General features: G+C 37.0%; 21 protein-coding genes. 16 read left to right on the forward strand and 5 right to left on the reverse strand.

Annotated features, from left to right (window positions below; translation table 11 throughout):
- The first annotated feature begins 3 nt into the window (after nt 1–3).
- From walK to JZO76_RS01835, 4 genes are all read left to right on the forward strand, one after another.
- Nucleotides 4–1,842 (forward strand): cell wall metabolism sensor histidine kinase WalK, encoded by a 1,839-nt coding sequence (walK, locus tag JZO76_RS01820; RefSeq protein WP_206902470.1) that lies wholly within the window; start codon nt 4–6, stop codon nt 1,840–1,842.
- The gene (locus tag JZO76_RS01825; protein WP_206902471.1) at nt 1,839–3,164 is read left to right on the forward strand and encodes a YycH family regulatory protein; all 1,326 of its coding nucleotides are present in this window, start codon (nt 1,839–1,841) and stop codon (nt 3,162–3,164) included. Before walK ends, JZO76_RS01825 begins: the two co-directional genes overlap by 4 nt.
- Nucleotides 3,165–4,034 carry a two-component system regulatory protein YycI gene (locus tag JZO76_RS01830; protein ID WP_206902472.1) on the forward strand — a complete coding sequence of 290 codons (870 nt, stop codon included), beginning with the start codon at nt 3,165–3,167 and terminating at the stop codon, nt 4,032–4,034.
- An 82-nt stretch (nt 4,035–4,116) separates the two neighbouring features.
- Complete coding sequence (locus JZO76_RS01835) at nt 4,117–4,920, forward strand: MBL fold metallo-hydrolase (protein WP_206902473.1); 804 nt, start codon at nt 4,117–4,119, stop codon at nt 4,918–4,920.
- 236 nt (nt 4,921–5,156) lie between these two features.
- Here the strand turns inward: JZO76_RS01835 and JZO76_RS01840 are convergent, their stop codons facing one another.
- Complete coding sequence (locus JZO76_RS01840; RefSeq protein ID WP_206902474.1) at nt 5,157–5,795, reverse strand: NAD(P)-dependent oxidoreductase; 639 nt, start codon at nt 5,793–5,795, stop codon at nt 5,157–5,159.
- A 94-nt stretch (nt 5,796–5,889) separates the two neighbouring features.
- Nucleotides 5,890–6,516 (reverse strand): CPBP family intramembrane glutamic endopeptidase, encoded by a 627-nt coding sequence (locus tag JZO76_RS01845; protein ID WP_206902475.1) that lies wholly within the window; start codon nt 6,514–6,516, stop codon nt 5,890–5,892.
- 205 nt (nt 6,517–6,721) lie between these two features.
- Here JZO76_RS01845 and groES point away from each other — a divergent pair, with 205 nt between their 5' ends.
- Together groES and groL are read left to right on the forward strand one after the other, a co-directional pair.
- On the forward strand, nt 6,722–7,006 hold the full coding sequence (gene groES / locus JZO76_RS01850; protein ID WP_206902476.1) for a co-chaperone GroES: 285 nt from the start codon (nt 6,722–6,724) through the stop codon (nt 7,004–7,006).
- Between the two features lie 44 nt (nt 7,007–7,050).
- Nucleotides 7,051–8,676: a chaperonin GroEL gene (gene groL, locus JZO76_RS01855; RefSeq protein ID WP_206902477.1), complete on the forward strand. Its 1,626-nt coding sequence runs from the start codon at nt 7,051–7,053 to the stop codon at nt 8,674–8,676.
- 117 nt (nt 8,677–8,793) lie between these two features.
- Here the strand turns inward: groL and JZO76_RS01860 are convergent, their stop codons facing one another.
- Entirely contained in the window at nt 8,794–9,558 is a 765-nt protein-coding gene (locus JZO76_RS01860) for a MerR family transcriptional regulator (protein ID WP_206902478.1), read from the reverse strand.
- A gap of 318 nt (nt 9,559–9,876) precedes the next feature.
- On the opposite strand from JZO76_RS01860, the gene JZO76_RS01865 reads away from it, so the two are divergent.
- The 6 genes from JZO76_RS01865 to JZO76_RS01890 all read left to right on the forward strand — a co-directional run bounded on the left by JZO76_RS01865 (nt 9,877) and on the right by JZO76_RS01890 (nt 17,050).
- A complete protein-coding gene (locus tag JZO76_RS01865) occupies nt 9,877–10,233 on the forward strand; it encodes a DUF1827 family protein (protein ID WP_206902479.1) in 357 nt (118 codons plus the stop codon).
- 263 nt (nt 10,234–10,496) lie between these two features.
- The gene (locus JZO76_RS01870; protein WP_206902480.1) at nt 10,497–11,978 is read left to right on the forward strand and encodes a nicotinate phosphoribosyltransferase; all 1,482 of its coding nucleotides are present in this window, start codon (nt 10,497–10,499) and stop codon (nt 11,976–11,978) included.
- Nucleotides 11,978–12,799, forward strand: coding sequence for an ammonia-dependent NAD(+) synthetase (nadE, locus tag JZO76_RS01875; RefSeq protein ID WP_206902481.1), 822 nt, complete (start codon nt 11,978–11,980; stop codon nt 12,797–12,799). The genes JZO76_RS01870 and nadE overlap by 1 nt, the downstream gene beginning before the upstream one ends.
- 261 nt (nt 12,800–13,060) lie before the next feature.
- On the forward strand, nt 13,061–14,854 hold the full coding sequence (locus JZO76_RS01880) for an LTA synthase family protein (protein ID WP_206902482.1): 1,794 nt from the start codon (nt 13,061–13,063) through the stop codon (nt 14,852–14,854).
- Nucleotides 14,855–14,874: 20 nt separating this feature from the next.
- The gene (locus JZO76_RS01885; RefSeq protein ID WP_206902483.1) at nt 14,875–15,621 is read left to right on the forward strand and encodes a tRNA lysidine(34) synthetase; all 747 of its coding nucleotides are present in this window, start codon (nt 14,875–14,877) and stop codon (nt 15,619–15,621) included.
- 322 nt (nt 15,622–15,943) lie between these two features.
- Complete coding sequence (locus JZO76_RS01890) at nt 15,944–17,050, forward strand: glycerate kinase family protein (RefSeq protein WP_206902484.1); 1,107 nt, start codon at nt 15,944–15,946, stop codon at nt 17,048–17,050.
- 106 nt (nt 17,051–17,156) lie between these two features.
- On the opposite strand, the gene JZO76_RS01895 is transcribed toward JZO76_RS01890, so the two are convergent.
- Nucleotides 17,157–17,993: a LysR family transcriptional regulator gene (locus JZO76_RS01895; protein WP_206902485.1), complete on the reverse strand. Its 837-nt coding sequence runs from the start codon at nt 17,991–17,993 to the stop codon at nt 17,157–17,159.
- Between the two features lie 145 nt (nt 17,994–18,138).
- Between JZO76_RS01895 and JZO76_RS01900 the strand changes: the two genes are divergently transcribed.
- A complete protein-coding gene (locus JZO76_RS01900) occupies nt 18,139–19,104 on the forward strand; it encodes a TDT family transporter (RefSeq protein ID WP_206902486.1) in 966 nt (321 codons plus the stop codon).
- A gap of 407 nt (nt 19,105–19,511) precedes the next feature.
- Here the strand turns inward: JZO76_RS01900 and nrdI are convergent, their stop codons facing one another.
- On the reverse strand, nt 19,512–19,958 hold the full coding sequence (nrdI, locus tag JZO76_RS01905; protein ID WP_206902487.1) for a class Ib ribonucleoside-diphosphate reductase assembly flavoprotein NrdI: 447 nt from the start codon (nt 19,956–19,958) through the stop codon (nt 19,512–19,514).
- A 124-nt stretch (nt 19,959–20,082) separates the two neighbouring features.
- On the opposite strand from nrdI, the gene JZO76_RS01910 reads away from it, so the two are divergent.
- The 3 genes from JZO76_RS01910 (at nt 20,083) to JZO76_RS01920 (ending at nt 24,074) form a co-directional block, all read left to right on the forward strand.
- Nucleotides 20,083–20,649: a GNAT family N-acetyltransferase gene (locus JZO76_RS01910; protein ID WP_206902488.1), complete on the forward strand. Its 567-nt coding sequence runs from the start codon at nt 20,083–20,085 to the stop codon at nt 20,647–20,649.
- Between the two features lie 98 nt (nt 20,650–20,747).
- Entirely contained in the window at nt 20,748–21,770 is a 1,023-nt protein-coding gene (locus tag JZO76_RS01915; protein WP_206902489.1) for a LacI family DNA-binding transcriptional regulator, read from the forward strand.
- A 99-nt stretch (nt 21,771–21,869) separates the two neighbouring features.
- On the forward strand, nt 21,870–24,074 hold the full coding sequence (locus tag JZO76_RS01920; RefSeq protein WP_206902490.1) for an alpha-galactosidase: 2,205 nt from the start codon (nt 21,870–21,872) through the stop codon (nt 24,072–24,074).
- Nucleotides 24,075–24,081 lie beyond the last annotated feature (7 nt).

The following is a 24,081-nucleotide window of genomic DNA, read 5'->3' on the forward strand; positions in this document are numbered from 1 at the left end:
GGAATGAATAAAAAAGTTCGCTTTTTTCAATCAGTGAACTTTAAAATCGCCCTGGCATTTATCTTGATCTTAATTATTTCGATCGAGATTATCGGGGCGTATTTTATTCGCGGATTGGAAAATAAAACGATCGAAAGTTTTACCACGAGTATGAACCGACAAGCTGCCAGTTTATCCGGCACGCTTGGCTCAGAATTGAGTAAAGACAATGATAAAGAGACCGATGAAGCGGATGCTTCTATTCAGCGGATTATTGACACGAATAAAAGCGGCGATATTATTGAAATTCGAGTTGTGGATGAAAAAGGCATTGTGAGGGCTACTACCAATGTTTCTGATCGTAGTGCCCGCGGCAAAAAAAATGATTATCGCGATATTGATGATTTAGCCGTAAAATCCGAGATGGCCATTGATGATACAACAGGAAATCGAGTTTACATTAATGTACAACCAATTCAATCTCCTACAGGGGATAGCATTATCGGAGCTGTTTACATTAAGAGTGATATTGAAAAACAATACTTAGAAATTCAAAATACGGCTCTGATTTTTGTTACTGCTTCGATTATCGCGGCGGCCATTTCAATAATCGTGGCGGTATTGGTTTCCCGCTCGATCACACAACCGATTGGAGAAATGCGAGAACAAGCAAGACGAATAGCTAGAGGAGATTATAGTCGTAAGGTGGCTGTTCATGGTAAAGATGAGTTAGGGCAATTGGCTGAAACATTTAATCAACTGGGAGATCGGATCGAAGAAACGCAAGAAGCGATGGAAGCAGAGCGAAATCGGCTAGATAGTGTCTTGTCACATATGACAGATGGTGTTGTCGCCACCGATCGAAGAGGAAAAGTCATTACGATTAATGAAATGGCAATCAACCTTTTAAATGTCACCAGTGAAGAAGCAGTGGGACATTCGATTTTAGAACTATTAGATATTGAAGAAGATTATACCCTGCGAAAACTTTTGGAAAATCCTGATGAAATGTTAATTTCTCGTGAAGCACCAGATGGCAGTGAAATTATTTTGCGGACGGACTTCTCCATGATTCGGCGTGAATCGGGCTTTATTAGTGGTTTAGTAGCCGTTATGCACGATGTAACCGAACAGGAAAAAACAGAGCAAGAACGCCGGGAGTTTGTATCAAATGTATCCCATGAATTACGGACACCTTTGACCAGTATGCGTAGTTACATTGAAGCTTTGAGTGAAGGTGCTTGGCAAGACAAAGAAATTGCACCAAATTTCTTAAAAGTAACGCTAGATGAAACCGACCGTATGATTCGCATGATCAACGATCTTTTGAATTTATCGCGGATGGATAATGGTAAAAATAATATGCAACTAGAATATATTAATTTTAATGAACTAGTGAATTTTGTTTTGGATCGTTTTGATATGATGATGAATTCCCAGGATCAAAAGAAAAAATATACAATTCGGCGAGAATTTACCAAACGGGAATTGTGGGTTGAAGTGGATACCGATAAAATGATGCAAGTGATTGATAATATCATGAATAACGCCATCAAGTATTCACCAGACGGCGGCACGATTACTGTTCGTTTGATGGAAACGCATAATAACATCGTCTTGAGCGTTCAAGACAGAGGATTAGGTATTCCAAAAAAAGATTTGCAAAAAGTATTTGATCGTTTTTATCGCGTCGATAAAGCGCGAGCACGAAAACAAGGTGGTACAGGCCTAGGCTTAGCAATTTCAAAAGAAGTAATTAAGTCCCATGGTGGTAGTATTTGGGCTGAAAGTAAAGAAGGCAAAGGCTCTACTTTCTTTATTACATTACCTTATGAACCATATGAGGGGGAATGGTGGGAATGAAAATATCCGAACGTATTATTCGTATCGGTTTGATTTTTTTAATCGCATTAAGTTTTTATCTTTCTTATATGATTTGGTTGAGCCCGACTGCGCGCAGTAATTTGCAAACCAATAAGCAAGCAGAACGGATTGTCAGTACGACCCAGAATATCCGAAAAGCAACCGACATTTTTTTACCGCTACGTTTGGTATGGGTCAATGGTGAAGGCAATATTAAGCAGACATCTACAGACACAATTATTGGAGATGTTCAAAATCTAGTGAATAAAGCTAGTTTTGGTACCCCTGAGAAAAAAAACTATGACAGCGATGAAGAATTTTTTGCTGATGTCGATATTAAAAATGGCGTTGAACTTTCATATTTTGGCCCATTTTTAGTGAAGGAATATGTTGAAATTTTTAATCTGGACTTAGCATTAGATAAATTGCAAGATGTTCATTTTACTAAGGTGCAGCTTGACTTTGACAGTCATCAAATTCGCTTTATTAATATGCGCCGTCATCAAATTGTCGAGGTGCCAGTAACCATTGATGAGCTGAAGATTACGCAAATTGCAAGCCAAGCCGCAGAAAAAAATTGGCTGCAAATGAATGAAGAAAATCGCATCAGTAGTATGCAATACAATACGCAAACGCCGGTCAAATTGAAGCGTTATAGCTATATTGCTTCTAATTTATCTTATACAACATTCCGGGATGCATTTTTCACAAATCCCCAAGATGTAAAAATGAATGAAGAAACTAGCAACCTTGTTTTATATGATGGCACTGAAAATATGAGTATTCAAGAAGACAAGCAGCTCATTGATTTTCGTGGAGAGATTGACTTAAGTGGTGGTGAGGGCGATATCTATTCCCAAAGCTTCAGTTATATCACACGCCTTGGTGCTAATTTGGGAAATTTACGTTATTTTGATCGCGACAAAGATGAAATTACTTACCGGATTTTCGTGGAAGGCTATCCTGTGTTTGGGGATGCTTATCAAGGGGAAGTTAATTTAAAAATAAACGGGGAAAGTAAAACAGATAACGGTGCTTTGCCGGTCCAAATTCTCTCAAGTATGAATGCAATCCAAGTACCGATTCCTTCTGATGAGGTCGTGGAATTACCGCCAAGTCATACGATTATTGAAAACCTGGCTTATATGGGGGTCGATCAAAGTTTGGTTCAATCGCTTGTGATTGCTTATGGTCGCCAAGATCTATCTGCCACTAGTGGTGTTGTAGATCTAGTCCCGATGTGGTATATCCGCTATGATGGTCAGTGGTATTCTTATGATAGTTTAATTGCTAAAATCCAGCAGGAAACGGGGGCGGATTAATTGGATTTTAAAAAAATCGAATGGATCTTCTTCTTAGCTTTTCTGGGTGTGAATATCTTTTTATTTAATATTTATCACGCTACTAAAAATGAAGAAGGTAACGTTTCTAGTACGAATCAAAAAATTGATATCCTACAGCGTTTGGAAGCAGACGAGATTAGTATCAAAGGCAAACTTTCTTCAGAAATAAAAGAAGGATATTATTTGGCTGCGGTACCAACAAATATGAATGAAGCTGTCAATACTGCTAAGGAAAAAAACGGTGCAGCCTTCAACAGCGGGACAAACTTTGTTGGAGAAAATCACAGTCAATTCATTTATACGCCGAGTACGAATTTTTATATTAAAGATAGTAAAGAAACCAAAGAGAATGTGGATTCTTTTTTGAAGGATTCAAATGAAGTTTTATTTGGACAAGAATACATGTATGTCCCCCATGAGTCGTTAACAGATCCAGAATATCCAGAAATTATTTGTGCCCAAAGCTTTGAAGGTATTCCTTTTTATGATGACACAAGTAAAATGGAAATTATCTTAGAAGAAAATGACGGTCTACTGCGTGTTTCTCGTTATATGCAAACCCATCTGTCTGCAATTGAAAAACTACGGGAAAAGATGGGTTTATACAGTGAAAAAGATGCTGTCAATACGCTTTATATCAATAACAAACTACCAGCAAAATCCAAAATTTTGTGGCGCCAGCTGTCTTATGTGATGATTTTACAAGTTCGAGGTAAAAATGTTTATGTGCCTGCCTGGTTAGTAGCTGTGGAAACTGGTAAAAATAATGTTCAAATTGAAACAGTGAACGCCTTTACAAATCGTATTATTACAAATAATACGTTGCAAAAGGTGGAAAATACCAATTAAGGTATGTATAATAAAAATCGTTTAGAAGGTGAGGTTGTAAATTTCAATCACGCTTTAGTTTAGTTGAAGGGAAGTCTAGCAGATGGCAGAAGCTGCTTTAAAAATTAGTGTGTTAGCCAGTGGTAGTTCTGGTAATTCTTTATATATTGAAAGCGGAAAAAAACGACTGCTAGTGGATGCCGGTCTTTCTGGCAAAAAAATTACATCTTTATTAGCAGAAGTAGGTAAAGATCCAGCGGACTTAGATGCAATACTAGTTACCCATGAACATCGCGATCACATTCATGGTGTGGGAGTATTGGCTAGAAAATATGGTCTGGATGTTTACGCCAATGAAGGAACTTGGCAAGCAATGGATGGTATGCTAGGTAAAATTGATGTCGCGCAAAAGCATATTTTTGAAATGGGGAAGGTTCTAACCTTTGGGGATATGGACGTTGAAAGTTTTGGCGTTTCTCACGATGCGGCGGCACCGCAATTTTATCGTTTTCACAAAGACGGCAAATCTTTTGTAATGTTGACAGATACTGGTTATTGCAGTGATCATGTTCGTGGGATTATTCGCGATGCAGATGCCTATTTAGTGGAAAGTAACCACGATTTGGAAATGTTGCGGATGGGACCTTATCCTTGGAGTTTAAAACAACGAATTTTAGGGGATCGAGGTCATTTGTCAAATGAAGATGGTGCACTGGTTATGACAGATATCATCGGAGATAGCACGAAGAGAATTTACTTGGGGCATTTAAGTAAAGAAAACAATATGAAAGAGCTCGCCCATTTAACGATGAAAAATATTTTGAAAGAACATGATTTAGGTGTGGATTATAACTTTAAAATTTACGATACAGACCCAGATCAAGCCAGTGAATTGTTTGCAATTTAAGTATTGATATGAAAAAAGTCGTGAATAAACGACAGTTATATGTAAAAAAGCGGAGACAAAATTTTGTCTCCGCTTTTTTATTGATAAAGAGTAGATCAAGTTCATGCCGCTTTTTTAGGGTCTAGCTTCATGGGCTCACGCTGCTAGGAATAAGGCAATATTTTCAAAAATTTGCGGAATGATTTCTAAAATTTCCGCGGAAATTTTTGAGAGCAAAGGGCGTTAGCGAAGTTTTTTTAATAATTTGTACTATCGCCAGCAATACTGATGTGAATATTTTTTTGTGGCTGTTTGATTAAATCCATAACACCCTTCGCATAATCCGCCATGCTGACTTCACTTTTTCCAGCACTATCTTTTTCCAAGATATCTTCGTTGATTTGGTATTTACCAGTAAAAGGGGCATCATAGATAAAGTTTGCGGCAGGTGATACATAAGTCCAAACAACATCAGGAAATTCTTTTAACTCAGCCAATGATTGGGCCATATTTGACGCCGTTGGATGAATGGGAGAGCTGGCTGGAATGGTATCTAGCAAGCGTTTTGTTCGCTCTGTATTCAAATACAAAGAAGAAGCGCCGCCGACTACAATTAACCAGACAGATGTTTTCCGCAAAATTTTAGCTAAATGAAGCAAGCTTGTTTTATGCATTTCTTCTCGTCCTTGGGGTGCGTTAAAAGCATCAATCACAATATCAAAATCAGAGAGATCAGCAGTTGTTAAATCAAAAAGATCTTTTTTTAGCACGGGCACAGCTACTTGCAATTTTTCAGGGCTACGAACGATCGCTGTAACATCATAATGATCGTCTAATGCCGCTTTTAGTAGATGACTGCCGACATGACCTGTGGCTCCAATAATTCCAATTTTCATCAAAACGCCTCCTTAAAAATAAAAAACCACTACATCCCTTATTTTAGCGGTTAGCTCCTTTTTTTGCTAAAAAAAAGCCTATTAAAATAAAGGATTAAAGTGTAAAGCGCAATACTTGAATAAGCAATACTAAAATATTTGCACCGCAATGACTAAGGATGGCCGTTTTAATTGAACCTGTCTTGACGTAAATAAAGGATAAAAAGCAACCTAAAATAAAGTAGACTAAAATATCACTATCGGTGTGAACCAGCGCAAACGCTGCTGCACTAAATAAAATTGCCAAAGGTAAAGAAAAATATTCACCAAAAAAGCCAATACAAGCCCGTCTAAAAACGAGTTCTTCCATAATGGGACCACAAATAGTGGCTATAACTGCAAAAATAGGCCTCTGCCACAAAACTTCCATCATATTGAGACTGCGATTAAAATTATTTTTTATACTAAAAAAAGTTTCGATATAGCCAGTGATGCCGATTAATAAGACGGTCAATAAAATGCCAATCAGTCCGGTGAGAATAATTTTTTTTTGACTCATCGGATTTTTTTCGAAGGATAAAGGCGGAACTTTTTGGTATAAAAAAATTAGAACACCAGTGCCGATTAAATAAGATAAACCAGCAGTGAGGGTCTCACCGTTGTTTATTTTAATAATAGCAGGAATTAAAAAAACGAAAGCATAACATAAAATTGATGAAAAGCTATATTTAATTTGTGACATTTAACTACTCCTTTAGTTGTCTAATAAAAGTATACCTGAATCATTTTTACAAGACAATTACTTCGGAAAATAGGCAAAATTTCTTCAATAAAAAAACAAGGGAAAAAACTTGCATTGTGGGGATAAAATGAGTAATATAGTTCTTGTAGGTTAGCACTCAACTATTGAGAGTGCTAATACATGAAAATTGATGGAGGGATTTATCGTGTTAAAACCATTAGGTGATCGCGTGATCATTGAAGTCGCAAAAGAAGAAGAAAAATCTGTAGGCGGAATCGTGTTAGCATCAGCTGCACAAGAAAAACCACAAACAGGTACAGTTATCGCTGTTGGTGAAGGCCGCTTTTTAGAAAATGGTGAAAAAGCCGCAATCCCAGTTGTTGTGGGAGACCAAGTAATGTTTGAAAAATATGCTGGTTCAGAAGTGAAATATGAAGGCAAAGAATATTTAATTGTTAATGGTAAAGATATTATCGCTATTGTGGAATAATCACACAAAAAACGTTATAAAAAAATTAAATGAGGTGTTTTAGCATGGCAAAAGATATTAAATTTGCAGAAGAAGCACGGGCTGCGATGGTGCGTGGAGTAGATAAATTAGCCGATACAGTAAAAGTAACATTAGGCCCTAAAGGTCGTAACGTTGTATTAGAAAAATCATATGGTTCACCTTTGATTACAAACGATGGTGTTACAATCGCAAAAGAAATTGAATTAGAAGATCATTTTGAAAATATGGGTGCAAAACTTGTTTCTGAAGTTGCTTCTAAAACAAATGATATTGCTGGGGATGGTACCACAACGGCTACTGTCTTAACACAAGCAATTGTTAGAGAAGGAATTAAAAACGTTACAGCTGGTGCTAACCCATTGGGTATTCGCCGTGGGATTGAACTTGCAACTAAAACAGCAGTAGCAAAATTACACAGCATTTCTTCAATCGTTGACTCTAAAGAAGCAATTGCGCAAGTAGGTGCCGTTTCTTCTGGTAGTGAACAAGTTGGAAACTACATTGCTGACGCAATGGAAAAAGTCGGAAACGATGGTGTTATCACCATTGAAGAATCAAAAGGGATTGAAACTGAACTAGACGTTGTTGAAGGGATGCAATTTGACCGTGGTTACTTGTCCCAATACATGGTAACAGACAACGACAAAATGGAAGCTGTTTTAGATAATCCATACATTTTGATTACCGATAAAAAAATCTCTAACATTCAAGATATCTTGCCATTGTTAGAACAAATTTTACAACAATCAAAACCATTGTTGATTATTGCTGATGATGTTGATGGTGAAGCATTACCAACCCTTGTTTTAAATAAAATTCGTGGTACTTTCAATGTCGTTGCAGTAAAAGCTCCTGGCTTTGGCGATCGTCGTAAAGCAATGTTAGAAGATATCGCTACTTTAACAGGCGGCACAGTAATTACAGACGATTTAGGTCTTGAATTAAAAGACGCAACAATTGAAAGCTTAGGTCAAGCAAGTAAAATTGTCGTTGATAAAGACAATACAACAATCGTAGAAGGCGCTGGAGAAACAGATGCTATTGCTGCGCGCGTGCAATTAATTAAAAATCAAATTGCAGAAACGACTTCTGATTTTGATCGTGAAAAATTACAAGAACGTCTAGCGAAATTAGCTGGTGGTGTAGCTGTAATCAAAGTTGGTGCGCCAACTGAAACAGAATTAAAAGAAATGAAATTACGCATTGAAGATGCTTTAAACGCAACCCGTGCCGCTGTTGAAGAAGGTATGGTTTCTGGTGGTGGTACTGCACTAGTCAACGTTATCGCTGAAGTTGCGGCTATTGAAGCAGATGGTGACATTGCAACTGGTGTGAAAATTGTGGAACGTGCATTAGAAGAGCCAGTACGTCAAATTGCTGAAAACGCTGGTTATGAAGGATCTGTTATCATCGACAAATTAAAACATGCTGAAATCGGTATGGGCTTTAATGCGGCTAACGGTGAATGGGTAAATATGGTAGAAGCTGGGATCGTTGACCCAACGAAAGTAACACGTTCAGCTTTACAAAATGCAGCTTCTGTTGCAGCTTTGTTGTTAACAACTGAAGCAGTTGTTGCAGATAAACCTGAACCACAAGCGCCACAAGCTCCAGGAATGGATCCTGCTGCAATGGGCGGTATGATGTAATTTTTAACACTAAAAAAGTGATGATCTCTCAGGGATCATCACTTTTTTTATCCTTCAGTTAAAAGGGTGGCGAAATTTAAAGAACATTCATCAAAAAAATTTGAAGTAAGGACTGTTCTATTCTTTGGTATAGTGGTAAATAATGTCGTGCATAATATCTACAACATCGGCTTCAACGTGGTCGTTGTAGTACGCTGCAAAGCGCTCATCGGCAACATACAAGTCGGCTAGACCGCGATGATACGCAGAATTGTAAAAAGGAGCAGCGATTTGTAGCCAAGTTTTGTGAGCATTAAAAACATTTTTTGAAATGCTGCTGTCTAAATCAATTTTTTCTGCTTGAGACAAGATTTTTAAATTCGCAAATAGCGCAGTTTGAGCTGCTTCCATTTTTTCATATTGTTCTTTGGTCAAATGTGACCAGTTATCATTGGCGGAATTAACGGCTTGTTCCCCATACTTTTCACGAATCTCTTTTCCATAGCGTTGCTCGTTTTCTTCAATTTGTTTGGCTTTAAAAGCTGCAAATTTTTCACTATCTTTCATGTGTTCTCCTCCTTTGTAATAAACCAATGTTTGAGAAAGAGTCTGAACCATTTCATTCAGCTGCGCTTGTTGGGTTAAAAGCGCTTGGTATTGTTCTTCAAGCAAAGCGAAACGTTCTGCTTGGGGGAGGGTCATCACTGCTTTAATTTTAGCCAAAGTAAAGCCAAAACTCTTAAAAAATAAAATTTGCTGCAATTTATCCACCGCAGCACGGTCGTAATAGCGGTAATCAGAATTAGGTTGACGTAACGCTTTTAGTAAACCAATTTGATCGTAATAACGCAGCGTGCGGTTGGAAATTTTTGCTAGTTTGGCTAATTCATTAATCGTATACATGAGTAATCCTCCTGCTTTTTGTTGTTTCATCCCATTTCTCTTTTACAGCATAAGGGTTGACGCAACGTAAAGGTCAAGTTTTTTTCTAATAAATTATTTTGGACACTGATCACAAAGTAAAATGCGCCTATAAGTGACCAAATAGAACTTTAAAAGATAAAGTTAGTTGGATGGTAATGTGTTTTAAAATTCTCTTGTTTCATAATTTAAGCAAACTTTCTTCGCTAAAGTTGAAAACAAATTATGTTATAATATCAATGAGTAAAGGTTATAACAGTGTTAGTGTATAGTTGAATTTCACTTGAAAGGAAAGATGTTATGAAAATAATCGAAACACCAGTAAATAAAAATTTGAACTTAGAAACATTTTATCCTAATATTACCAAATTTGTTTTTGGCAAGACGGCAATTAAATATTACAAATTATATTCAGCTGATCGTACGCAAATCATTTATGCTGATACCTATGACAAGGTTCGGCTAATTTTGATTAACGATCACAAGAAAATTCGTAAAGAAGAAGTCGATACAATTATTCATCGTTTGTTAAAAGTGGATCGTCACGCTGTTTTTGTTGATGTAAACATTAAACAAAAAATGCAAGGAGCAGGCAGTAAATTCTCCAAACCCCGTAAAGATATTATCTTAGTGGAGTATACGCCTTTAGAAAACTAAACATATCCGCATTAAGTTTTACTGCATCATCATACAACAATAATTTTAGTTTAGTCTTTAAGAATATCTAAAAAAAGGAAGCTCTCTGTCAATTGATTTTGGTGAATCTCACCAAAATCAAAAAGTATAGAGCCAAAAAGAGGTAAGAGCAGTCTCTTATTCTCTTTTTTTTGCTGTCAATCTAAGAAAAAGCGTGATTTTCCTATCTTTTTGCGTTTTTTTGATATAATGGAAGGCATAAAATATCTTGAGGAGTTTAACTGATGCAAAAATTATATCCTGACGACAGCTTAACGCTGCATACAGATTTATATCAATTGAATATGATGAAAACTTACTGGGAATTAGGACGCGCCGATCGTCATGCTGTTTTCGAGTGCTATTTTCGTGAGATGCCTTTTAAAACGGGGTATGCGATTTTTGCCGGGTTGGAGCGTTTTGTCCACTACTTAGAAAATTTACAATTTACAGAAAGTGACATTGCCTATTTAAGAGAAGTTACAGGCTATCCGGAAGCGTTTTTGGATTACTTGGCAGACTTTAAATTCAGCTGTACAGTGCGTTCAGCATTAGAAGGGGACTTGGTCTTTAGTAATGAACCTATCGTCCAAATTGAAGGACCGTTGGCACAAGCGCAGTTAATTGAAACCGCCCTTTTGAACATGGTGAATTTTCAGACGTTAATTGCTACGAAAGCCGCTCGAATTAAATCCGTTATTGGAGACGATCCTTTGTTAGAGTTTGGTTCACGCCGAGCACAAGAAGTCGATGCGGCATTTTGGGGAACCCGTGCTGCGTTTATTGGGGGCGCAGATGCCACAAGTAATGTGCGAGCTGGGAAAATTTTTGGTATTCCTGCAAGTGGAACCCATGCCCATTCCTTAGTTCAATCTTATGGCAATGACTATGATGCCTTTATGGCTTATGCTAAAACCCATAAAGATTGTGTTTTCTTAGTGGATACTTATGATACTTTAAAACTTGGTGTTCCAGCGGCGATTAAAGTAGCCAAAGAATTAGGGGACAAAATTAATTTCTTAGGTGTTCGGATTGACTCTGGAGATATGGCCTACATTTCTAAAAAAGTTCGGGAACAACTAGATGAAGCTGGTTTTACCCAAGCAAAAGTCTATGCTTCAAATGATCTCGATGAAAACACCATCTTAAGTTTGAAAATGCAAAAAGCTAAAATTGACGTATGGGGTGTGGGGACAAAACTTATCACCGCTTATGATCAACCAGCTTTAGGTGCCGTTTATAAATTAGTTTCCATTGAAGATGACAATGGCAAAATGGTAGACACGATTAAACTTTCATCAAATGCAGAAAAAGTCACGACCCCTGGGAAAAAGCAAGTGTGGCGGATTAATCGTAATAAAGATGGGAAATCTGAAGGCGACTATATCACGCTCTGGGATGAAGATCCACGGGAAGAAGAAGAAATTTTTATGTTCCATCCAGTCCACACTTTTATTAATAAAACTGTTCGCGATTTTAGTGCGCGGCCTGTTTTACAAGAAATTTTTCATGCTGGTAAATTAGTCTATGACTTGCCAGATTTGGAGCATATTAAAGCTTATGCCCATGAATGTCTAGATTCTTTATGGGATGAATACAAACGTGACTTGAACCCACAACAATATCCAGTAGATTTATCTACCGATTGCTGGAATCATAAAATGGCAATTATGGAAAAAGTTCGCAAATCTGTGGCGGCTGTAACAAAAGAGGAGGGACGTTTTTAATGTCTTTACAAACAGAAATTATCAAAGAGTTAGGCGTTAAGGCAACAATTGATCCAAAAGAAGAAATTAGAGTAAGTATTGACTTTTTAAAAGCTTATTTAAAACGTAATCCTTTTTTAAAATCATTGGTTTTGGGAATTAGTGGCGGACAAGATTCTAGTTTAGCGGGAAGATTAGCTCAATTGGCGCTTACAGAATTACGAGAGGAGACTGGGGTTAATTATCAATTTATTGCAGTCCGCTTGCCTTATGGCACCCAAGCCGACGAAGCCGATGCACAAATGGCACTAGATTTTATAAAACCCGACGTTTTTCTAACTGTGAATATTAAAGCAGCTGTTGATGGGCAAGTGAACGCCTTAAATGAAGCAGGCGTTGAAGTTTCGGATTTTAATAAAGGCAACATCAAAGCTCGGCAGCGGATGATTACGCAATACGCAATTGCCGGAGCAAATAGCGGCGCTGTGATTGGTACTGACCATGCGGCGGAAAATATTACCGGTTTTTTTACCAAGTTTGGTGATGGTGGTGCTGATATTTTACCTTTATTTCGTTTAAACAAACGTCAAGGCAAATTGTTGTTAAAAGAATTAGGAGCGCCAGAAGCCTTGTATTTGAAAATTCCAACGGCAGATTTAGAAGATGACAAACCTCTCATTGCCGATGAAGCAGCACTTGGGGTGACCTATGATGAAATTGATGATTATTTAGAAGGAAAAACAATTTCAAAAAGTGCTCAAGCAACAATTGAATCTTGGTGGGCAAAAGGACAACACAAGCGCCACTTACCGATTACAGTTTTCGATGATTTTTGGAAGTAAAATAAGATTACGATGGTGTAAATTAATTTTTAATTAAAATGAACCCCTCCCTTTTGCTATATAACTTGGTTTATTTTATACTAAAAGTGGAGTTTTGGGGAAGACTCCGTCAACAACGGCTAGAGGATACCAGTTTGGTTCCTCTTTTTTTTGTCCTTTTTTAAATTTTCCATAGTTTCTTTACACCCGTAAAACAAACCGCTAAAATAAAGGCTACGAAAATAAATTGTTTAACAAAAACAACGAATAGAAGGTTTCTTCATGAAAAAAATGAAATATGTTTTAGCTGGTGTGGCCGTTTTTTTACTGATCATCATCAGTAATTTATATTTGCAGTGGTGTCAAAATAATTTATCGCTGGATTTAGCTTTGAAATTTGCTTTTTCTTGGCATACAGCCAAATTTTTCCTTGGTAGTTTGGTTTTACTGGCAGTCTATGGCATTTTTGCCACAATTGCAGGTTCGCTTTTATTTGGGGGCATATTTTATAGTATCGCCATTGGACTTTTAGGCTTTGCTGACTTACAAAAAATGACCGCCAGACAAGAACCTATTTATCCCGATGATTTAAAGATGTTAGGGCAATTAGGTGTTTTAAAAGATCTGGTGGGTTGGCCAGTCTTTCTGATGGCACTCCTTGCCACTTTTGTAGCAGTTATTGCACTAGGTTACAGTATTTATCGCAGCCGTAAATTGTCTTTTACCGAGCAAATCATTCGCGGTGTTGTCTTTTTACTTAGTTTATCTTTTTTAGTTTATGCTAGTCATTTTAACTCCAATGACAATTTATTAAGAAAGGCATACAATAAAACGGCTCTTTGGATTCCGTATTCGCAAAAAATGAATTACTATAATGTCGGTTTTGTTGGCGGTTTTTTATATAATTTAAGAGTAGAAGCAATGACTAAGCCAAAAGATTATTCTAAAGAGAAAGTCACAGAAGTTGTAAAGAAATACCAAGGTGAAAAAGGCAGCGAAGAAAAACCGAATATTATTTACGTGATGTCAGAAAGTTTCTCTGATCCAGCACATTTAAAAGGCGTAAAATATAGCGGTGAACCATTGGCTGATTATTATGCAGTGGCCAATAAAACGTATAGTGGAAAAATGTTATCGCAAAATTATGGTGGCGGCACTGCCAATATTGAATTCGAAGCTTTAACCAGTTTTAGTATGGAATTATTAAATGCCCAAATGACAACACCATACACGCTACTTGTTCCTAAACTACAGCAATTACCTTCCATTGTGTCGTTAACAAAAGAACAAGGTTATCAAACAATCGCTATTCACCCTTATGACACATCAATGTACAAGCGCAAAGATGTATATAAAATTTTAGGCTTTGACCGTTTTTTAGACCAAGATACAATGAAATACCAAAATAAAATTGAAAATAATCCCTATATCTCCGATGAGTCAGCTTATGACGAAATTTTATCCATTTTAAAAAAGGGAAAAACGCCTCAATTTATTCACTTGGTGACAATGCAAACCCATATGCCTTACGGAAATAAATATGGAAATATTCCCTATCAAGTAAACGCAGAGGGAAATACCTCAGCCATTGCCAATTACTTACAAGATATTGCCTATAGCGCTGAGGCATTGCAAAGTTTTACTGAAGCGCTGAAAAAATTGCCGCGACGAACCCTTATCGTTTTTTGGGGGGATCATCTGCCAGGGATATATTCAGATGCCATTCAAAAAGCAAATAGTGGTACGAACCTACATGAAACGCAGTTTTTGATTTTTGATTCAGCCGAAAAGTTAGCAAAAAGTAATCAGCATGATGTTATTACAAGTCCTTTTTATTTTGCGCCTAATTTACTTTTGCAAGCAGGTCTTGGTGTCACACCTTATTATGCTATGCTTTTGAAGTTGGAAGAAACATTGCCAGCTTTTGAAAAAAATATGTATTTAAAACAAGGAAATTGGCAGAAAAATTTAACACTTACCGGCGCAAAAAAAGACGTTTATGAAGATTATCGGTTAATTCAATACGATATTTTAGCTGGTAAGCAATATAGTTTAAAAACTGATTTTTTTAAATAGTCGATTGATAAGGAGCTAGTATGAGTTTTAAGAAAAAAGACAATCAACTTTATTACAATCCCATCCGGCGTGCGATTTTAAACCATCAACTCATTGAAGCAGGAGATAAAGTTGCAATTGGTCTAAGTGGGGGCAAAGATAGCACCAGCTTGTTGTATTTTCTGGATACCATTTCAAAGCAAGAGCGGCTTGGTTTTCCATTTGAAATTGTCCCAATTAGCTTAGACATGGGATTTGAAGATGTTAATTTACAACCACTAATAGAATTTTGTCAACAGCTAGGGTACCCATTAGAAGTAGTTCCCACTAAAATTGCCGAGGTTGTTTTTGATGTGCGAAAAGAGGCGTCTCCTTGTTCATTATGTGCCAAATTACGCCGAGGAATTTTGTATAACAAAGCTCGTGAACTTGGGTGTAACAAAGTAGCGTTAGGGCATCATTTGGATGATGCGATTGAAACGTACTTTATGAATTTTCTCTTTCATGGCAAGTTAAATAGTTTTGAGCCGAAAAGTTATTTATCTAAAACAGAAGTTACTTTGATTCGTCCGCTGCTTTATATCCCAGAGCAAGAAATTATTCGCTTTGTCAAAAGAGAAGCATTGCCTGTCATTTTTAATCCCTGTCCAGCGGATAAAAAAACAAAACGGGAAGAAATTAAAATTTTTGTTGAAAATATTGCTAAAACTTATCCAGATGTGCGGCAGAAGTTTTTAATGGGAATGGAACAAGGAACAAAAGATAACTTTTGGCCAATCGGCAAATAATCAAAAATGGAAAAATATAGCAATGCTTTTGCTACGTTTTTCCATTTTTTTGTCTGAGAAAAGAAATTGTAAATTTTTCACAAAGAAAAGCTTTATTAATCGTTTCATTCTTTCATTGTTTTTCTACTTAATGAGGACTTGCTACTAATCTGAAGCAAAATGAATAAAGAATTGTCAAATTTTTGCTTTAATCGCAGCTTTTTTCTACAATAAAGAAAAGAGTGAATCAAAAAAGAGTATAAAAAAAATATAGCTACTTTTTTGAGGTTTTTAATGGCAAGATTTTTCACAGGTATGAAGCGTGATAGGAGGAGTTGATTTAATGAAGGCGTTGGTGGCAATTGATTCATATAAAGGCAGTGCTACTTCACAAGAATTAAATGCAGCCGTCTGTCAGAAGTTGACAGAAATGGGCATAGCAAGTTGTAATGTACCAATAGCCGATGGTGGTGAAGGTACCATGGCTATTTTAGCGGCCGCTTTTACAGGCAAAGAAATAGCAGTTCCTACAATTGACTTATTAGGTCAGCCTATTACAGGTAAGTATTGGCTAACTGAAATCGCTGGCGTCAAAACGGCTATCATTGAGTCTGCTCAAATTCTTGGTCTAACCCAGATCACCCCTAGTGAAAAAACAATTCAAAAAGCACATTCCTATGGTTTAGGTCTGGTAATTTTAGCGGCATTAAAAAAGGCAAAACAAGTGTATGTTTCCTTAGGGGGAAGTGGTGTAAACGATGGCGGCTTGGGCATGTTAGCGGCACTTAATCAACAAGATATTCCCTCAAAAAATCCCTTACTTTTAGGCAAAGACTTTTTGCAAGCTGTAAGACTACCAAATTTTACGGCAAAAAAAATAATTGGTTTAACAGATGTGAGTAATTTTTATACGGGCGCTCATGGCTTTACGTATATTTTTGGCCCTCAAAAAGGAGGCACACCAGCTATTTTAGCGCAATTGGAAGCAGGCGCAAAATGTGTCCAAAAAAAATTTCAAGATAAAATTGACGTTAATGCCTTCTCTGGCAGTGGGGCAGCCGGAGGAATTGGTGGTGGACTATTATTAGCCGGGGGCATGTTGCAGCCTGGTTTTCCAACCATTGCGCAAATGCTAAAGCTGGAAGAAAAAATGGCAGATTGTAAATTTGTCATTACCGGTGAAGGTCGTTTTGATGAGCAAACTGCCCAAGGTAAGGTACCTTTAGGTATGGCGCGTCTAGCTCGGCGGCATAACTTAGCAGTTGTTGCTTTTTGTGGCGCACGCCCAGATCATACAGTAGGGATTGAATATCATTTTGACGGAGTTTTTGCCATTCAAACGAAGCCGCTTTCTTTACAAAATGCCATGGTAAAAGAAACAACACTACATAACATTGGGCTTTTAACGGAAAATGTCATGAAGGTTTATCTAGCTGGGAAAAATAGTTAATAATTACAAAAAAGTTATGATGATACTTATTTTTTATAAAGCAAATAAAAAAGCTGACTGAAATCTTTTTAGTAAATAAAGATTCGGCCAGCTTTTTATCTTAGGTTTAAAAAACTTTATTTTCCAATAAATGAGGAACGAGAATTTCAATGTAGGCGCTAATCTCGCGTAAAACGTCTTTAAAAACCGCTTTATGGGTCAATAAATAAAAATGGCGTAAATGATGTTCGTGAATTGCTTCGTAGGCAATATCATGGGAAATAGCCAGTTTTGAAATAATTGAACGACCAAATCCTTCACGCAATAAGGCTAGGATGGCTTCATTATTATCCACATATAAAATTTGCGGCAATAAATTATTTTCCCGCAAATAAATTTCATTATAAAAACGTAAACCCGATTCATTTTCCCGTAAAAGCCAATATGGAGAGTCTTCTTTTCCAGCCAAAACTAATTCATCTTCATAAATAGCTGTTTGATTGATGGCCTCATTGCGTTCTGGTTTTTCAATAAAACCAATACTGACTTTATTTTGAGCCATTTGCTGGCCGACTTCTTCTGAATTCATCAATTTAATAGAAAAATCAACATTTGGAAATTGTTTGACGAGATATGGGATTAATTTAGGAACAAAATAAACAGCACAAGTATGAGAACAGCCGATAATGCATTGGAGGCGGAAATTTTCTTGATTTTTAAGACGTTGACTCGTGTCATCCCACTCTTCAATAATTTGTAACGCACGGGGATATAAGAAAACAGCTTCTTTGGTGGGGATGATTTCTTGTTTGCCGTTGCGAATGAATAATTCCACTTGTAAATGTTCTTCTAATTTTTTTATTTGTGCTGAGATAGTTGGTTGTGACAAAAACAGATCTTCGGCAGTATGGGTAAAATTTCTCGTCTCATAGACAGAAACAAAGGTGTGTAACAGATGTAACATCAGAGGACCTCCGTTTTAATTAAAAAAACTAATAATAAGTATTTATACTATTTATTTTTCTTTTAGTCAAAATATCACTATACTAATAACGAACTCACTAGTGAGAAAGTAAACAATCTTTTTATTACAATTAGGAGGAACAAAAGTGCGAGACTTTCTAAAAATCATTCCTATTCCCATTTGCGGATTAATCTTGGGTTTAGCGACTTGCGGTAACGTGTTAAAAACGTATGGCTTAAACTTTTTTGGCAATAGTTTAGGTCTTATTGCCGGAATTTTATTTGTTGCAATCTTACTAAAGCTAGTTTTAACTTTTAGCCATGCCCATGCCAGTTTACAAGATCCCATCATTGCGTCTGTATCCCCAACATTCACGATGGGAACAATGGTCTTATGTACCTATTTACTGCAAATTCAAGCAATTGCACCTTATGTAAAATATCTATGGCTTTTGGCAATTTTAATTCATTATTATTTGATGACTTACTTTACCTATCATTTTCTAATTAAACCAAGCGTTAAAATAGATCATCTGTATCCAAGCTGGTTTATTGTTTACGTAGGTATTGGTGTCATTTCAGTTACCAGCAGTAACTTCTTTCCAGAAATCGGGCAGTTGAATTTCTGGGTGGGACTATTCTTTTATTTGGTCTTACTGCCTTTTATTATTCATCGCGTCTTTTTATTTAAAAATATGGCCGAGGCAACACTTCCCCTGATTACCATTATTGCGGCACCGGGTTCTTTGGAACTAACCGGCTATTTAAAAGCTTTTTTCAAACCGAATATAGCTCTAGTCGTTGGTCTATTGATTTTATCACAGATTTTGTATTGGTTCATCATTTTCCACGTCATAAAAATGATTCGGTTGCCATTTTATCCTAGCTACGCAGCATTTACATTTCCGCTGGCGATCTCAGCCTTTGCCAGCCGCAGTGCAGGGAGTTTTTTAACAGCAATGGGTTATCGCGTTATCGTAATTGAACATTTGGCAAAAATAGAGACCGCAATCGCAGTGATAATGGTCTTGTATGTTTTAGCCCATTATTTAAATTTTTTAGCAAAACAGGCATGGATTTTATATTTTAAGCATCAGAAACAAAAAATTTAAAACAAAAAGTCGGAAGTCTACAAAAATTCATTCAAATTTTTGTAAACTTTACGACTTTTTATATTTTTTAGGGACTAAAAATAGGACCAAGGAGGCGTACTTGGAGTGGAACTTTTTAGCCAAGCGAAAATAGTAAACACGTGGTTTTGTTTATCTAGCCGACCATTAAGCCGTTAAGAAAAGCTGAAGTAATCCTTCAGTCCGTGCCAACGGCTTAAAACTTGCTAAAATAGCTTTTGCATTTTTGTAACTTTCGGTTTTTGCCAAAAGGTCGATCCGTGAAGTTGGACAGGTAAAAAGTCAGATAATGCCAAAGTAGTCAAATCAATTTTTTTCCTGTAAAAAATGATACTTCTTTTATAAATCAGAAAAGACAGTTTTATCCTTTTCTTCTCGGTGTAAAAAGATCAATTTGTAGCTGCTAATAAAACTTCGTAAATTCGGGCTACATCTTTTGGTGTGCCTCGCAATTCATAATCAGCTAGAAATGGACAGTCAAATTGTGTTGCGTACTGTTTGGCTGTCAGGCAATACTGGCGGTTAAAGTTTTTATTCCCACTGCCGACAATGCCAAGACAATGTTTGGCATTCTCTTCATAGGCAATGTATTCTCGTAAGGCTTCTGTTAAAATTTCTTGATCGCCATTATCAACACCATTTCCTCCTTCTAAATAAGTAGGAACAAAGACAAAGAAAGGTTCAGTAATCACTTCTGGTAATGTATTATCGTCGACTGCTTGTAGCGTAATTGTCGGATTTTTAGTGTCTATTTCATGTTGTTGCGCGGCATATTTTTGTAAATTTGTCACAAAAGCACGGGTGTTGCCAGAAATTGACATGTAATAAATGTTCATGGAAATCTCTCCTTTATAAATACTGCTTTAACTTGAAGTATAACATGCTTTTTTGATAAATTTGTAAAAGCTCCCTTGGTAAAATATTTTAGCCGTGTTAAGCTTGTTAGTGGAGGTTGATAACATGATACGTTATGCAAAAAAGTCTGATGCTGCTGCGATAGCACCTTTAGTCTTAGTAATTTTAGAGGATATGGAGTTGCCTTTTGTACAAAAATATGGAGCAAAAAAAACATTAGCACTCTTAGAAGAAAGTGTGGCCATTCCTGATTACCGTTATGGCTATAAACGGGCCTTGGTAAAAGAAGTTGATGGCAAAGTTGCCGGAGTAGCTTATGGCTATCCTGCCAGTGAAGAAAAAATGATTGATGAACCGTTAATCACTTTGCTGGAAAAATTTGGGATCCCAAAAGATACACGCCTTTTTACCGATCCAGAAACTATTGATCCAGAATGGTATTTAGACTCTATTTCTGTAGCACCTGAATTTCGGGGACAAGGGATTGGTGGTAAACTATTGGCAGCACTCCCACAAATTGCAAAACGCGATGGCGAAGATGTCATTGGTTTAAGCGTGGACGTGAAAAATCCGGGTGCAAAACGATTATATGAACGAAATGGCTTTAAAACAGTAGCAAAAACAATGATCGCTGGTCACCAGTATGAACATATGCAAAAACCAATTGCGTAAAAAAAGACCGCTGAAAATAAACCAGCGGTCTTTTTTTTGATTGACGAATAATTAAATGTTGGGTATTGTTTAGTAAACAATTATAAGGAGTAGAAGCTATGGTAGGAATTCGGGATGTGGCACGACGAGCAGGCGTAAGTCCTGGCACAGTGTCAAGAGTATTGAACAGTGATCCAACATTATCAGTAGCAGCAGCGACAAAAGAACGTATTTATATAGCCATTAAAGAACTTGATTATAATATGGATAAAAGAAAATATGTGAAAAAAAGATTGCCTTCAATTGGTGTGATTACATCAACTAGTCGCCAAAAAGAATTGGATGATCCCTATTTTAATGCCTTAAGAATGGGGTTAGAGCAAGAGGCTCGACGTTTACACATTGGAATGAACCGCGTTTATAATTTGGAGGATAATCCCAAAGCGTGGCAGGATTTTGATAAATTAGGTGCGATCATTGTGGTGGGAACTGTTTCCGAACAGGCTGTTCGCCGTTTGCTAAAACAAAATAGAAACATCGTTGTGATTGATAACCCCGATATCAATCAGGAGGTAGACATGGTGTATGCTGATTTTGAGCGAATGACAAAGCGCGTCTTGCAACTCTTTTATGAAAAAGGACATCGTCGTATCGGCTATATTGGCGGTTTCAATATTGCGATTGATGAAGAAGGTGAAAAAAAATACGATGAAAATGAAAAAAGGTTACGGGCTTATCAATCCTTTATAACAGCCAAAAAATTAATGCCGCAAAGCAAAATAGGACTGTGGGAACCGTTGGAAGGTAAACGCATGATGGATGAGTGGTTGGCAGAAGAAGAAAAGTTACCAACAGCTATTTTGGTTGGAAGTGACCCGTTGGCAGTCGGAGTGTATCGTGCTTTACAGTCAGCTGGATTAATCGTAGGTAAAGATGTTGAAATTGCCAGTTTTGATGATATTGAAATTGCCGAATTTTTAACGCCAAGTTTAACAACGGTACACATTAGCGCAAATGAAATTGCCAAAGCAGCAGTACGTTTAGCTAAAGAGCGAATAGAAGGGCAGCGTCAAGAGCCAGTCATTATGACGTTCCCCTCAAAACTGGTCGTTCGAGAAAGTTTTATTCCAAATGAAGGCTAAAGGAAAAACATAAAAAGTTTTTCCTTTTTTATTTTTCTCTTGACAATTATGTTTAGTAAACATTATAAGGTAAACAACAAGACAAAAGGAGAGAAAATTATGGAACAGAACTTTATTACATTGAGTGAAACAACACAAACTTTTCATCTACACAATAATGAAATCTCTTACATTATTAAAATCGAAGAGGACGGGGTCTTAAATCATCTATATTTTGGTAAAGCGATGAAACATTACAGCGGACACAAGACCTATCCTAGACGAGATCGCGGTTTTTCAGGAAATGTACCGGGTAATCTTGAAAGGGCTTACTCAAAAGATACTTTACCGCAAGAGTACTCAACTCACGGGAGCATGGATTATCGCTTACCAGCTACCATTATTCGCAGAGAAAATGGATCAAACTTACATGATTTTCGCTATTTTGATTATCAAATAAAAACGGGTAAACCAAAGTTAGAAGGCTTACCACAGGCTTACGTTATGGCTGAAAAGGAAGCAACGACTTTAATCGTGGTGTTAAAAGATCGTCTGCAAGAAATATATTTAAATTTGACTTATACGATTTATCACGAGCGACCAATTATTACGCGTTCTGTTTCCGTAGTCAACCAAACAGATGAAAGTATTACATTAGAAAAAATTGCTTCTTTGCAATTGGATTTTCGCAATGACGGTCACTACGATGAAGTCATTTCTTTACCAGGGGCGCATCTAAAAGAGCGACAAATTAGTCGTGAAAAAATTCATGGGGGGATCCAAAATTTTGAAAGCCGTCGAGGTGCGTCTAGCCATCATATGAACAGCTTTATTGCTTTGGTCAATCACAATACAACAGAATTTAGCGGGCCAGCTATTGGTATGCATTTTGTTTATTCGGGGAATCATGCCTTTCAACTCGAAAAAGACCAGATTGAACAGTTGCGGGTATTAGTAGGAATTAATGATTATAATTTTTCTTGGTTGTTAGCGGCCAACGAATCCTTTCAAACTCCAGAAGTAATTTTAGCCTATTCAGATCAAGGGTTAAATAAAATGAGTAGTACGCTCCATCATCTGCTAAGAGAACGAGTTGCTAGAGGAGAGCATCAGTACAAAGAACGCCCAATTTTGGTTAACAATTGGGAAGCGACTTATTTTGATTTTGATAGTAAAAAAATCGAGGAAATTGTTGACGAGGCAGCAGCACTAGGAATTGAAATGTTTGTTTTAGATGATGGTTGGTTTGGTCATCGAGATTCTGATAATTCCTCACTAGGAGACTGGTTTGAATATGAAGGAAAGTTGAAAGAGGGACTAAAAGGAATTGCAGATTATGTTCATAAAAAAGGTCTGCAGTTTGGCTTATGGTTTGAACCAGAAATGATTTCACTTGACTCGAAGCTTTATCAAAAACATCCGGATTATTTAATGCAAGAGCCCAATCGAACACCTTCGTCTTCACGTGATCAGCATTTATTAGACATGGGAAGAAAAGAGGTTCGACAAAACATTGAACAACAGATTTGTGCAATTTTAGATGAAGTAGAAATTGATTATATTAAATGGGATATGAACCGCAGTTTATCTGATGTTTATTCCCTTGCTCTTTCTGAAAGAAGACAAGGTGAAGCGTCACATCGGCATATCTTAGGTGTTTATGAATTAATTGAAAATCTAATTACTCGCTATCCTAAAATTTTATGGGAAGGCTGTTCAGGTGGTGGGGGCCGTTTTGACGCTGGTTTCTTGTATTACATGCCCCAATCATGGCCAACGGATAATACAGATGCAGTGGAACGTTTGAAAATTCAATATGGTACTAGTTTGGCTTATCCGATTTCTTCTATGACCGCGCATGTTTCAGCTGTTCCAAATCATCAGACAGGACGAATTACTTCTCTAAAGACCCGCGGCGATGTAGCTATGAGTGGCGTTTTTGGTTATGAACTGGACTTAACCGAACTATCAGAAGAAGAAAAACTCATTGTAAAAGAACAAGTAGACTATTATCAAAAAATTCGTCCTCTGATTCAATTTGGCGAATTTTATCGCTTGAACAGTCCCTTTGAAGGAAATTTAACCGCTTGGATGTTTGTCTCTTGTGATCAAGCAGAAGCCGTGGTTTTAATGGCGAGAACTTTAGCTAATGCCCAACCGGTATTTCACGAGGTCTTTTTAACAGGGTTAGACAAAAACGCATGTTATGAAGAACAGATCACCAAACAACGCTATTTTGGTGATGAATTGATGAATTTGGGTGTGAATGTACCGGATTTTTACGGTGATTTTCAAACCACGTTTATTCACTTGAAGAAAGTTTAGGGGGAAA

It is taken from the genome of Candidatus Enterococcus myersii (genome assembly GCF_017316025.1).
GTDB lineage: Bacteria > Bacillota > Bacilli > Lactobacillales > Enterococcaceae > Enterococcus_C > Enterococcus_C montenegrensis.